This is a genomic window from Candidatus Amarolinea aalborgensis (assembly GCF_900491745.1).
Taxonomy (GTDB): Bacteria; Chloroflexota; Anaerolineae; order SSC4; family Amarolineaceae; genus Amarolinea; species Amarolinea aalborgensis.
On sequence record NZ_UETR01000011.1, the window covers coordinates 41,704 to 54,647 of the forward strand.

Consider the following 12,944-nt stretch of genomic DNA (forward strand, 5'->3'; position numbering starts at 1 on the left):
ATTCTTGGTGCACCGGAGAAAAGTGCGTAACTGGTGGATAAGCCTGGGGCGCGGTTCAAGATACTAACACGCCTTTTGATTTCAGCCAGGTTTCTACTTCTACCAAAACCCATATCAGATCAATACTCGGTTTACCTGTCAAGGGTGACTCGCTGACGCGGTTATGCTCGTCATGAAAATGGTGCGGCGACGTGGATATGCTTGGATAGTGCGGAGCGTTATCCCATCTCAACAGTGGCACGCTCGTAAACAATTGATATGCGTAGTCTAGAGAAGTCGTCTCCTGGTGTAACCAGACCTGAAACTGATAGTTATCTAGCAATCGGCAACGGATTTTCACCTCTAGTTGACCGGCTGGGGTTTCGTCATAAGACACGATGCGCGTGTTCTTGATCAGAGATGCTCCTTGTAAGATGTTGAGCAGGTTATCAACGAGGGCGAGCATGCAGTAAATCCTGGTAGGTCTTCTGCCAGTCAGAGAGCATTGCACGAGCTGTGCGCCATGCCAGCCAATCGTCTTCTTCAGAGGGCGTCGCGCGGTTCTGCAGGTAGGCTGTAAACTGCTCGAATTCCATCGCGTGTTTGTGTTCGAGCCTACGCACGCGACGCCGATAGTAAAGCAATTTGGTGTGCACAGCCGACAATGCCAATTCCCACAAGGCTTCCTCGACTGTGGCGTAGCGTTGTTGGGCGACGAGTGCACCCGCGACCTTATCTAGAATGGTAGCTGCAGAAATTCCAAGCGCCATGAACAGATCCTTTCGGTGCGTGGAGCGATCAGGCAAACGTTCCTGGTGAAACAGGGATGTGGAGGTCGCCTGCCTGGCATCAGGAATTGCTCTGAAGCCCTGAATGGGTCATCAGAGAAGTCAGTGTACACTTATCGACTTGGCGTGTCAATTTCCCCGGCATACGTTTAACAGTCAGTGACGCCAGTAGAACGTCCCGCGCCTACATAGTAACAGATGACGTTTAGTTGACTGCCGTCATTCCGCCGTTAAGGCGCCGATATTCCGCCGTTAAACGATAACGGCGCGACTTGCGCGCCGGGTCGGCCACGGCGCGCCAACCGTCGGCCACCCACGCCATCATGAGATCACGCGCGGCGCGCGGGGAGTTCTCATTCCCAAGGGCGGCGGGCAGATTTCTTCCCAGCGTGCGGCGATGACGGTGATGTCGGCCGCGTCTATTACCAGGTTGTCGTCCAAATCGTAGCGCGGGTCCCAGCCAGGCGCCTGCGCAGTTTCCCCCCAATGCGCCGCCACCTGCGCGATATCAATCACCGTCACACTGCCGCTGTGATCGAAGTCCAGCTCCGCGCAGGTGGGCGGCGCAGGTGGCGGCTGCATCTCCAGGCTGCGACAGGTGTCCGCGGCGCAGCCCTTCAGCACAGACAGCCAGGCGGACAACTGGGTCAGGGTGGTCGGATCGGCGCTGGCGGCTAGATTTTCCAATTCGTAGGGATCGGTCGCCAGGTTGTACAGCTCGCGCTCGCCGGTATCATACTCGATGTACTTCAAGTCTGCCGTGCGCAGCCCGGTGTAGAACAAGGGGACGCTCACAAAGCGCGGCGAGTCGAAAGGATCGGGCGGCTCACCCAGGGGATCGCGCAGCAGGAGGTGATCGCCCACAAACTGCTCGAACAGGAAAGCCTGCCGCCAGGCCGTGGATGAACTGCCGTTGAGCAAGGGCAGCAAGGAGCGACCGTCCATGTAGGATGGTGGTTTGATCCCCGCGATGTCGGCCAGGGTTGGCGCAAGGTCCACGATACCAGCCAGGTAAGGTACGGTTTGACTGATTGGCGCCTGCGGACCGCGCACGTACAAAGGCGCCCGGATATCCTCTTCATACCCCAGGTACTTGCCGGGCAGCAGGCGGTGCTGACCCATGTGATAGCCGTTGTCGCTGGTGAAGAAGAAATAGGTGTTGGTCAACTGCCCGCTGGCTTCCAGAGTCTGGACCAGACTGGCGATCGTTTCATCCACAGCCTGCATAGACTGCAACCATAAGCGGTACTGATTGTCAATCTGCTGCACTTCGGCCGGCGTCAGCAAAGGCAGGTTCTGAATCGCCTGCGGCTTATCGCTGACGTCTGGCTCGTTGAACGACGGCGTGCGCGGCGCCAACGTGTCGGTGAAGAGTCCGGTATGACGGGGCGCAGGCGTGGAGGGCGTGTGGGGAGAGAATGACCCAAAATAGACAAAGAAAGGCTCGGTGATGGCGATCGTGCGCGTGATGAAGCTCAGCGCTTTGGTGGTCAGCACGTCCTGCAGATAGTCCTGCGGGGCGCTGCCATAGGCCACCAACGTTCCGTTTTCGTTCAACGTGTAGTTGAACTGATTGTAGCCGGGCGCGGTGGGAGACGGGCTGTACCATTCGTTCCATCCCGGCGGGATGTAGTTGGACGGGCTGCCATACGGATAGCGATTGAGGTATTTGCCAAACAGGGCCGTGCGATAGCCCGCGCCTTGTAGTCGCGTGGCGATGGTGTCGTTTTCCAGGCCCAAATCACGGAAGGCTTCGAAACCGCCGCCGGGCGGCGGCCCATTGTTGTAGACGCCGTGGTTGTGCACGTACTCACCGCGCAGCAGGGAGGCGCGCGAGGGGCAGCAGATGGAGGCGTTGACGAAGAAGTGGGTAAACGTCATGCCTTGCCCTGCCAGCAGCGCCTGCAGGTTGGGCATCGTGGTTACGGTATCCAGGTTCAGATCGAGATCATCGGCCAGGAAGAAAATGATGTTCGGCGGCGGAGGCGTGTGTGCGGTCGTCATGGGGCTGGCATCCTGCGGCCCAGCGGGCGACAGCGCCAGCCCGGGCCTGGCGCTGTTAACCAATAGGGCGAGTATGAGCAGAATCGTCCCGTATGCCAACAGGATGCCTCCGACAAACGACAGAAATTGGGGCGTTGGTATGCACGAGGCGTCAAGCGGTGTTATTGTAACAAGCCTCACCGTTTCCAGCAAGTCTGGGCCGCTGACCAGCATCCTCATCGAAATTCGTGGCGCCCTGGAGCGGTCTTGCCAGCAACCGCGGATTGTGATACCATGCGAAGCGTTGAAAGGAGCATAGACGATGAGGGAAACCGAGGCCGATCTGGTTGTCCAAGTGCAAGAACTCAACCGACGGCTGCAACGAATCGAAGAGACGTTGCGGCGGCTCGAGTCATTGCTCAACACGCAAGAGGCGCCGGCAGAGACCGACGTATTGGTTGATCTCCCACAGACCAGCCTTGTCGCCAGTCCGCGCCTACGCTATCGCCGCCAAGCCGCGGACTTTGTCATGACCGTGGTGCGGGAGCGCTGACATGCCAGCTTATCATACAGGTAGTTTTGATCCGCCCGCACCCGTCGGTGTCGCGTCATTCGTCAACTTGGGTAATGAGCGACAAATAGACAACGTCCCGATGCTGCTCGACACTGGCGCCGACGTCTCATTTGTGCCGGAGAGCGTGCGTCAGGCCGTAGAGGCTGAAAAACAAGAGACAGCCTATGAGATTGAATACCTGGAAGGCAGAACGCCTTCGCTGTTGGCGTCCGTTTATTTGCAGATGAAATGGCAGGGACTGAAGTTTACCGGCAGCTACCTGGTCACGACGGCCTCCTATGGCGTCATCGGCCGCAACATCCTCAACCGTTTGGTGCTCGTCCTGGACGGCCCATCCCAACAATGGGAGATCCGTTAACCGCAGTCTCTGTTGGCAGCATCAGTACCAAGCGCAGAGAGGTGGGCTGCCCTCTGCACTTGGTACACTACCCTTTGCACCCGGAGCGTTCTACGGCTGCAGGCGCAGCGTACTCACCGCCTTGACCTGGTCGCGGTCGAAGCGCATGGGCAAGTATTCTACTTTCTGCCAACGGGCGATCAAGTCGTCGTAGTGGCTGCTCAGCACGTTGCCGGACTGGCCGGTGGTGTGCATGAAGCGGCTGTTGTTCCAATTGCTCAGGTCGCTGATCTGCCGGTAGGATGGCACATGACGCTGGGCGAACGGTTTGCTGGGCCGGAATGGCGCCACGTCCACCGTGGAGCCGTCGCCGCCGTTCGGAATCTGGCGGCTGAAGATGTTCTTCAGAGCGCTGACCTGGTCGAACGGGTTGTGTGGGAATTCTGCCACGTGCACCTTGTCCCAGCGCCAGGTTTTGAGGTCGCTGCTGCCCATGCGTTCCGTCAGGTCCTTGAGCGCCTCCTGCAGGGCGACATGCTGGGTAGTTCGACAATCCTCCGCGTCCGGGGTCAACACGTTGTCACACCACGGGCTGTTGGCCTGGGACAGGGTTTGCAGCAGGTAGGTGGGGTGGAAACTGGCGAGGTAGTCCGCGCCCAGGGTCTTGCCCAGGTCGTCCTGCAAAAGGGCCGGCTGCAGATGCAGCAGCCAGGCCGCGTAAATGGCCGCGGCCGCGCTGTCCTGGCGCATGACGCCGTCCCAACCCTTGAGCAGCTCAAGCGCCTGCGCCTCTTGCGGGGTCTGCGTGGGCGTTTGCAGGAAGAAGGGGAGCAGCTCCAGCGCCTGCAGCGACTTCTGGTCGGCCTGCATGGCGGCGATGTCGTCTGGCGACAGCTTGGCCTTGGCCTCGATCATCTGCACGATGCGCGTGGCGCGGTAGGGCGGCGCCCAATCGGTAGCCAGGAAGTAGGGATAAGCGTCCGGCGCAACCTTGTTATTGGCCGTGGCGATGAAGCCGCTGGCCGGGTTGAAATCGTGCGGCAGGTCATCGAACGGAATGAATCCGGTCCAGGCATAGTCGTCATTCCAACCAGGAACCGGCATGTAGCCATTTCCCTGCGCCCGGATCGGAATGCGGCCGGGGCCGTAGTAGCCGATGTTGCCGTCTACGTCCGCGTAGACGAAGTTCTGCGATGGCCCGATGTAGGCGCGCAAGGCGGTGCGAAATTCGTCCCAGCTCCCTGCGTACATCACGCCCAAGAAGGCCTCGACGGTGGTGTCGCCGGCATCCAGGCTCGTCCAGCGCAGGGCCAGCGTCGTGCTGGCATTGCTGGTCACATCGGAGATCAGCGGCCCGTGCCGGCTGGCGCGCGCCGCCCAGTAGATCGGCTCCTTGCGTCCTTTGACCTGGATCGTCTCGCTGATGACAGTCAGCGGCTGCCACGCGCCGTTGACTTCGACCTCGTTGGGGTTGGCCGGGTTGATGCGCTCCATGTACAGGTCCTGCACATCTGGCCCCAGGTTCGTGACACCCCAGGCGATGCGGTCATTGTGACCGGTGGGCACGCCTGGCATGCCAGGCAGCGTCGCGCCAATCACGTGCAGGCGATTGCCCTGGATGCTGGCCAGGTACCAGATGGAGGGAATCTGCGCGCCCAGGTGCGGGTCGTTGGCCAGCAGCGGTTTGCCGGTGGTAGTACGCGTGCCGCTGACCACCCAGTTGTTGCTGCCGATGTTGAGCGCATCGGCGCCCAGCAGGGCGCGCACGCCGCTTGAGAGATGCGCCAAGTCGCCGGCGCTCTGCCCCAGGTTGGGCACAATCAGGGCACCGTTGTCGGGATAGGCCGGAAAGAGCTGCGCGGCGCGTTCGGGTCCCAGCGCCTGATAAATCTGTGCGCGCACCAGTTCTGACACGTAGTCCCCGCCCAAATTCCAGGCCATCATCTTGGCCCAGACCAGGCAATCAGCCGGCTGCCAGGGCGCCGGACTGAAGCCCAGGATCGTGAACTCGATGGGTAGCGCCGGTTTGCTCGCCAGGTACGCGTTGACGCCGCTGACATAGGCCTGGACGACCTGCTGCGCCTGTGGAGAGAGCGCGTCCCAGGCTTGTTCGGCCGCGCGATACGTCCCGAGCGTGCGCAGGAATTTGTCGGTATCCACCGTGGATTCGCCCAACACCTCCGACAGGCGGCCGGCGCCCACGCGACGCTGAAATTCCATCTGCCACAGGCGATCCTGGGCGTGGACGTAGCCCAGGCCGAACATGGCATCCAGGTCATTCTGCGCGTAGATGTAGGGGACGCCATCGGCATCGCGCACGATGTCCACCGCGCCTTGCAAGCCCTGGACCTTGACCGACCCGTTGACCTGGGGCAGTGAGCGACGCAGCAAGAGGTACCCACCGCCGGGTACCAGGATGAGTAATGCCAAAATGATACCGAGGATCGCGAACAGGACTCTGCGCATGGTTGGTTGCCTTTCAATCAGACTTCCGAAGTCTTCAGACTTCGGAAGTCTAGCTTAAATCGTTTCCCCGCTGGCGATGGTCTTCTCGTTGAAGTCTTTTTCACGGCGATGGGGTCGAATAACGCAGTTACGACCGATGCGGGCGCCGGCGGGGATGCGCGCGTCCGTGCCAATCACCGTCAGGCCGGTGCTGAAGCGCGCGGGGTCCTGGCGGTTTGGTGCGTTATCATCCCCAGAGCCGATTTCGGCTTTGGCGCCTACGACGACATCGGTGTCAATGATGGCGCGATCCACGATGGCGCCTTCACCAATGATCGTGTCGCGCATGATGATGGAATCGCGCACCAGCGCGCCCGGGGCGACGAAGACGCCGGGCGAGATGACCGAACGTTCGACGCGACCCTGGATGCGACAGCCGTCGCACAGCAGGTTGCCATCCACACGTGCGTCTGCGCTAATCCAGGCCGGGGGGCGTTCTTCGCTGCGGGTGTGAATGACCCAACGCGGGTCATCTAACTCCAGCGCGGGCGTTTCGGCCAGCAGGGCCATGTTGGCTTCCCAATAGGCCTGCAGGGTGCCGATGTCAACCCAATAGCCTTCGAAGTGGTGCGCAAAGACCCGGCGGCGTTTGACCAGCGATGGAATCACCTCCCGGCCAAAATCCACCTGCTCCTTGCCGTCGCGCGTCAGCCAGTCAATCAATGTCTCGCGTTTGAAAACGTAAATGCCCATCGAGGCCAGCGTGCTGCGCGTGCGCCGCGGCTTCTCTTCGAAGTTGCTGATGCGTCCATCAATTTCAGTCTTGACCATGCCGAAGCGGTAGGCGTCGAACGGGCTGACCTCGCGCACGGCCAGGGTGACGTCGGCTTTGGTCTGTTCATGAAAGGCTAACAGCTTGCGATAGTCCATTTTGTAGACGTGGTCGCCGGCCAGAATGAGGACAGCATCCACGTTTTGTTCCTGGACGAAACCCAGGTTGGAGCGAATGGCATCGGCCGTGCCGCGCTGCCAACCGCCGCCGTCACGCGTCGGGTACGGTTGCAGAACCCGTACACCTCCCGTCGTGCGGTCGAGATCCCACGGTTTGCCCAGGCCAACGTGCTCTATCAGCTCACCGGGCTGGTATTGCGTCAACACCGCGACGTTGAAGATGTCTGAGTTGACGCAGTTGGATAGCACAAAGTCAATAATGCGAAACTTGCCGGCAAAAGGCACGACCGATTCAGCCCGCTGCGTGGTCAACACGCTGAGCGCAGGGCTTTCACCGCCGGCCATGATCATGGCGAGCGCTTTCATGGCACCTCTCTTCCTCTATTTATCCTACGGTCTCGCCGCTGGCAATCGTCAGGCCAGGGAAACTGCTCTCGTCAAGGTCGCTGTTGATCAGTACATTGCGGCCGATGCGCGTATTGGGCGGGATGCGGGCGCCCTTACCGACCACCGTGACGCCGATGTTGAGTTTGTCCGGTTCCTTGACATTGGGCGTGATATCGTCGCCTTCGCCCACCACGGCGCCGGCTCCCACCCACACGTCCTTGTCAATGATAGCCTTGTCAATCACAGCGCCGGGGCCGATGTAGGTATCGTTCATGATGATCGAGTTGCGCACGACTGCGCCAGGGGAAACATAAACGCCCGGCGAGAGCACCGAATGTTCGACCAGGCCGCGCACGTTGCAGCCGTTGGAAACCTGGCTCTTGACCACACGTGCTTGCAGACCGATCTTGGCCGGCGGCCGTTCTTCCGAGCGAGTGTGAATGACCCATGTGGTGTCGTATAGATCGAGCGCCGGCTTATCCTCCAACAAGGCCAGGTTGGTTTCCCAGTAGCTTTGGATCGTGCCGACGTCCACCCAATAGCCTTCGAAGGGATAGGCGTATACGGCATCATCAGCGATCATGCCCGGAATCACGTGCTTGCCAAAATCAAGGCTCGACTCTTTGGCCGCACCCTGCCGCAAACGCTTTTCCAGCGCGTCGCGGTCAAAAATATAGATGCCCATCGAAGCCAGGGTGCCTTTGTCGCGCAGTTTGGGCTTCTCGGTAAACTCGGTGACCTGTTGATTCTCGTTGACGCTCATGATGCCGAAACGATCGGTCTCTTCCAGGGGCACATTCATGACCGCCACGGTCAGCGATGCGCCCACTTCCTGGTGATAGCGCAGCATAGCGCCGTAATCCATACGGTAGATGTGGTCGCCAGACAGGATCACGACCAGGTCGGCCTCGGTATCGTCCAGGTAGCCCAGGTTTTGGTAAACGGCATCCGCCGTGCCTTTATACCAATCTTCCGCGCGGCGGCCCTTGTAGGGCTGCAACAGGCGTACGCCCCCGCGGTTGCGATCGAGGTCCCAGGGCTTGCCAATGCCGATGTGATCGTTGAGCGAGTGTGGACGGTACTGCGTCAGCACGGCGACATTGAAGATGCCAGAATTGACGCAGTTGGAGAGGGTGAAATCAATAATGCGGTATTTGCCAGCAAAGGGCACCGATGGCTTGGCCCGTTTTTCCGAGAGCACGCTGAGCCGCGCGCCCTCGCCGCCGGCCAGAATCAAAGCGACGACTTTCTTCAAGATTTACCTCCCTAAAAAAGAACCATCAAAGACGTATGCCCCCTTAGGGCGCTAACAGCAGCCATTGATCGGCGCACCAGCCTTGACCGGCTTCCCCTTTGACTTCCCACCAGGTGTAGTTGTCGGCCGTAATGGGACCTTGCACCACGGTCAGGATCGCATCGGCGGGAAAGCGTGTGGCTAATTGAAAGCGCAGGCCCGCGCTGCGCCGAGCATTCAAGAATTGCGTATTGACGACTCGCACTTGACTGCCAACCGTGATCGTGCTGCTGACGGTGGCGGACAACGTCGCCGTCGGCGTGATGACCAGGGTTGCCGGCGGCAAGGTCACGGTGGCCGGGGGAAGGGTGGGCGTCAAGGGCGCGGCGTCAGTCGGCGCTGCGCTGGCCGCTGACGTAGGCGCCGCCGCCAGGGCGGTGGGCAGCGGCGTAGGCTCCGCCGCGGGTGAACGTCCACGCAGCGCGGTAATGAATGGGGCCGGCGCCCGCAGTCCGGCTTGAATCAGAGTGAGGGGGGATCGAAGCGCGCCGCCCACCCAGCGTGTCGCCACGCTTCCTGCTCGATCCCCAAAACGCGGCGATGAACGGTCAACGAGCGCGGTCGCCAGAAAGGCCAGGATGAGGAAGATGGCGGCATAGCCCAGCAAGCGGTCGGGACTGAGCTTGCGAACGCCGCGCACAGCGTAAACAACGCCGGCATAGAGACCGACGGGAAGCCCAAGCACGATGATGAAGCCGATGAAGAGCCACGGCCACGGCAGGTTGAGTGTCCAGCGGGCCAGGAAAAAGGCAGCCAGGCCAATGCCGATGAAGGTCAAGCCGATGAGCAGAGACTGCAAACCCTGCTGCCATTCTGGACGCGCGTGCTCCTGTTTGTTAACGCCAGCCAGGATCGCACGCAGGCGGTCCACCTCGTTGTTGGCCGCGGCCAGTGCGCGTGACTGGCGCAGCGAATTCTGCTCTAGTTCAACGGTGCGTTGGCGTTGGCGCTGCATCTCGCGCTGGAGCTGAACTACGTCGGAGGGTAATGCTTCCTGGATGGTACGGTACAGCGGCTGCTCGACCCGAGGCCAGGGGCGATCGCTCAGGTGCGGCCAGATTTCAACCGCCAACTGCGCCGCCAGGTTGGCCTGTTGATGTAGCTCGTCGCCGGTCACGCTGGCATCGCCGCCGAGAACGCGCGCGGACAGCGCCTGAATATCAGACAGGGCGGCCGCGCGGTCAGGTGTGAGCAGGTTGGTGAGCGCGGTGGCGGCCTGACCGATCTCTGGAGTCTGGGACGCGGGATCGGTCGCCAGATTTGACGGAAGGCTGGGCTGCGCCAGCGGCTCCTGGTAGAGAGCCTGCGTCAGCGCCGCGTTCAACTGCAGCAGGGCCAGCGCCGACTCAGCCGGCGACTGCGCGCTGTTTTGGGCGTGGATAGCCGCCTCCAGGCGTTCGCACACACTCTCCAGGCTTGGTGACATCCCACAGACCTCAACGTAATGCGGGGTGATTGGTCGCACGGCCAACATGAAACAACTAACGGAGAACTTGCAGCCGCGCAAGTATACCGCATGAACGCGAAAACCGTCAATCCACTTGGTCGAACGGGGTGCATTTCAGAATGGGGGCGGGTCGGGCGATTGAATCGCTGCAACCACTGCCAAGCCGAACCTTTGTGGGGCTACGCCGCGATACTGAAATGCGCCCGCTACGAGATGCAAGCCCCTCCGGAGCTGTCAGGCCCGATAGGGCCTTTCACTTTGTAGCCCGATCCGTTCACGGTCGGGCGGCGTTGGTTGCGCGCAGGCCATGCGGCATCCAACCCCGCCGGAGGCCAAAGGCCATCCGGCTACGAAGTGCAAGCCCCTCCGGGGCTACGCCCTCATTCAGAAATACACCCGTCGAATGGCACAATGCCACATAACGTCGAACTAGGCGTTGACGCGTCGCTCGCCATCGTCGCGTACAAAAACCGAGAGGAAGAAGCTGACGATGCTGATGATCAGCCCGCCGAAAAACGCGGCGCTGAAGCCGTCGACGCGAAAGCCGATGTTCAGCGCCTCGGCGATGCTGCTGGTCAGCAGGAGCATCAGCGCGTTGATGACTAGCGTGAAGATGCCCAGGGTCAGGACGATGAGCGGGCAGGTCAACAGCGTTAGGATCGGTCGGATGATCGCATTGACCAGGCCGAAGATGAACGCGACGATGATAACCGACTGCCAACCGTCATAGGCGATGCCTGGCACCACCTGCGCGGCAATGCCGAGCGCCAGCGCATTGATGAGCAGGCGAATGATAAAACGATTCATCGTGACCTCCTTGTCTGTGGCGCGCGCCGCTCATAGCCGCTTACGCATGGTGAGCAAGGTGCGCATCTCGTTGAAACCAAATCGCTGCAGCACATCGGCTGCCTCTTGATGCGTCGCCTGAATTGAAGTATAAATTGGATAAATGGGATAATCGCGCAGCATCGTCAGAGCGTGATGAATCAATGGGTATTCGATCTTGCCGCGCTCATCCGGGTGTACAAACAACTCCAGCGTATGTTGGCCTTGCCAGCGGGCCATTTTCAGCAGTAAAAAGGCATCGAACTGGTTGGGCTTGGCGGCATTGGGCGCCACCAGGCGCGCAACCCGCGAGTGGCCCAGTACGTTGAGAAAGGCTTCATTCAGGCGCCGTTCGATGTAAAGATGAAAATGATCGGCGCGCACCGGGCGCCACCAGTGCATGAGGCTAGGGGTGGCCGCCAGCGCCAGTTCATAGGTGGCGTACCATTCATCCACGTGCAGCGGGCGCAGCCCCGGCGGCGGCGCAAACGAGGCCATAGTCTTGGGCACGCGCGCCAGGCGATAGTCGCTCAGTCCGCCCAGCACGTCGAAGCCCATGCGCTCGTAGAGACCACGCGCGATGTCGTTGTCGCGCCGCACCTGCAGAATGGCCCAGTCTCCGCCGCGGTGATGGATATAGTCGAGCGCCGCGGTCATCAGTTGGCGGGCAATGCCGCGGCCGCGATAGGATCGCGCCACGGCCACGTTGGCAATCGCCCAGCGCTGTCCGTAGCTGTCAACCCGCTGGACGGTGATGTTGCCAACCACCTGGTCATCTTCCTCCCAGACGAAGCCGTCGAGCATGTCGTGGAAATCTGGGCTGAAGCGGCTGAGGAACATGGTGAATGGCCCCATGTGGCCGAAGGTGCGCATTTCGCGCAGCGCACTCAGGCCGCTGGCGTCCAGCTCATCGGCAAAGGCGTCGTGAATGAGGTCAGCCACCTCGCCCAGGTCACGCCGCACGTCGAGCGGGCGCAAATGGGCAGCTTGCATTGGTTGATTCGCCGTCGCGGTCAGCGCGTGCGTGGTCATCGGTCCCGGTCTGCTCCCAGGTCGCTTGGATGTGGTGAGTTTAACATCGTTTCGGGGAGATGTCAAAGGCGTGGTTTTGTCAGCGAACAGCAATTACTGGCATCGGCTGTCGGGGCAATCCCTTAACAAATTCTTAAACGAATTCTCATACGATCAGCTTGCCTTTTCGGCGCGATAGGGGTATGCTATCGGTCATGCACGCGGCTGCTGGGCAGCAGGTCGCGGCTGCATGACGGCTCATTGGCTCGGCGCGGAGGTTGGTATGGCAGGACGTGATCCAAAAACGAAGAAAAGTGCGCCTGTGATGCGGCGCGCCTGGTGGTTGATTCCAGTGGCGCTGCTGGGTGCATTTTTCGTGCTGACAGGCGGGGGTTTTCTGGCGGCCAAAACGCTGGAGGAGCGAGATAGCTTTTGCGCGTCGTGCCACTCAGAACCCGAGGCGACCTACTACCAGCGTTCGCTGGCTGCGCAGCCAAGCGACCTGGCTTCCTTTCATCACGGCAAGTCCACGCGCTGCATTGACTGCCATGCCGGGCCGGGATTGGGTGGTCGCGTGGCGGCCATGCGCCTGGGCGCGGGCGACCTGCTGGCCTTTGCGCTGCACACCGCCGTGCAGCCGGCGCCGCTGACGCAGCCGATTGATGACGCCCACTGTTTGAAATGTCACGCCGACGCCGTCGCCACACGTGACATGAACCGCCACTTCCACGCCTTTCTCAGCCAGTGGCAGGCTCGCGACCCCAAGGCCGCCACTTGCGTGGATTGCCATCAGGCCCATCCCAGCAATGGCGATCCCAAGCTGCAATTCCTTAACCGACAGCACACCGAAGAGACTTGTCAGCGCTGCCACAGCTTCCTCGGTGAAGGCGGCTAATGCGGCTGATTTCGTGCTGATTCAGATC

Annotated in this window: 12 protein-coding genes; 3 read left to right on the forward strand and 9 right to left on the reverse strand. The window is 60.8% G+C overall.

Annotated elements, in window-relative coordinates; translation table 11 throughout:
• Positions 1 to 55: 55 nt before the first annotated feature.
• From ACPQ6D_RS14715 to ACPQ6D_RS14725, 3 genes are all read right to left on the reverse strand, one after another.
• Positions 56 to 445, reverse strand: coding sequence for a toxin-antitoxin system TumE family protein (locus ACPQ6D_RS14715; RefSeq protein ID WP_423225101.1), 390 nt, complete (start codon positions 443 to 445; stop codon positions 56 to 58).
• Positions 429 to 749 carry a hypothetical protein gene (locus ACPQ6D_RS14720; RefSeq protein ID WP_423225102.1) on the reverse strand — a complete coding sequence of 107 codons (321 nt, stop codon included), beginning with the start codon at positions 747 to 749 and terminating at the stop codon, positions 429 to 431. The genes ACPQ6D_RS14715 and ACPQ6D_RS14720 overlap by 17 nt, the downstream gene beginning before the upstream one ends.
• Before the next feature lie 339 nt (positions 750 to 1,088).
• On the reverse strand, positions 1,089 to 2,771 hold the full coding sequence (locus ACPQ6D_RS14725; protein WP_423225103.1) for a sulfatase-like hydrolase/transferase: 1,683 nt from the start codon (positions 2,769 to 2,771) through the stop codon (positions 1,089 to 1,091).
• 301 nt (positions 2,772 to 3,072) lie between these two features.
• On the opposite strand from ACPQ6D_RS14725, the gene ACPQ6D_RS14730 reads away from it, so the two are divergent.
• Entirely contained in the window at positions 3,073 to 3,303 is a 231-nt protein-coding gene (locus tag ACPQ6D_RS14730) for a hypothetical protein (protein WP_423225104.1), read from the forward strand.
• Position 3,304: 1 nt separating this feature from the next.
• Positions 3,305 to 3,682: a hypothetical protein gene (locus ACPQ6D_RS14735; RefSeq protein WP_423225105.1), complete on the forward strand. Its 378-nt coding sequence runs from the start codon at positions 3,305 to 3,307 to the stop codon at positions 3,680 to 3,682.
• 90 nt (positions 3,683 to 3,772) lie between these two features.
• Here ACPQ6D_RS14735 and ACPQ6D_RS14740 read toward each other — a convergent pair whose 3' ends face one another.
• From ACPQ6D_RS14740 to ACPQ6D_RS14765, 6 genes are all read right to left on the reverse strand, one after another.
• On the reverse strand, positions 3,773 to 6,127 hold the full coding sequence (locus tag ACPQ6D_RS14740) for a penicillin acylase family protein (protein WP_423225106.1): 2,355 nt from the start codon (positions 6,125 to 6,127) through the stop codon (positions 3,773 to 3,775).
• Positions 6,128 to 6,181: 54 nt separating this feature from the next.
• Positions 6,182 to 7,423, reverse strand: a complete 1,242-nt coding sequence (locus ACPQ6D_RS14745) for a glucose-1-phosphate adenylyltransferase family protein (RefSeq protein WP_423225107.1) — start codon at positions 7,421 to 7,423, stop codon at positions 6,182 to 6,184.
• A 19-nt stretch (positions 7,424 to 7,442) separates the two neighbouring features.
• Positions 7,443 to 8,699, reverse strand: a complete 1,257-nt coding sequence (locus ACPQ6D_RS14750) for a glucose-1-phosphate adenylyltransferase (RefSeq protein ID WP_423225108.1) — start codon at positions 8,697 to 8,699, stop codon at positions 7,443 to 7,445.
• 43 nt (positions 8,700 to 8,742) lie between these two features.
• Positions 8,743 to 10,164: an SH3 domain-containing protein gene (locus ACPQ6D_RS14755; protein ID WP_423225109.1), complete on the reverse strand. Its 1,422-nt coding sequence runs from the start codon at positions 10,162 to 10,164 to the stop codon at positions 8,743 to 8,745.
• Positions 10,165 to 10,614: 450 nt separating this feature from the next.
• On the reverse strand, positions 10,615 to 10,992 hold the full coding sequence (locus ACPQ6D_RS14760) for a phage holin family protein (protein ID WP_423225110.1): 378 nt from the start codon (positions 10,990 to 10,992) through the stop codon (positions 10,615 to 10,617).
• 30 nt (positions 10,993 to 11,022) lie between these two features.
• Positions 11,023 to 12,042 (reverse strand): GNAT family N-acetyltransferase, encoded by a 1,020-nt coding sequence (locus tag ACPQ6D_RS14765; RefSeq protein ID WP_423225111.1) that lies wholly within the window; start codon positions 12,040 to 12,042, stop codon positions 11,023 to 11,025.
• A 262-nt stretch (positions 12,043 to 12,304) separates the two neighbouring features.
• Between ACPQ6D_RS14765 and ACPQ6D_RS14770 the strand changes: the two genes are divergently transcribed.
• Positions 12,305 to 12,916 carry a cytochrome c3 family protein gene (locus tag ACPQ6D_RS14770; protein ID WP_423225112.1) on the forward strand — a complete coding sequence of 204 codons (612 nt, stop codon included), beginning with the start codon at positions 12,305 to 12,307 and terminating at the stop codon, positions 12,914 to 12,916.
• Positions 12,917 to 12,944 lie beyond the last annotated feature (28 nt).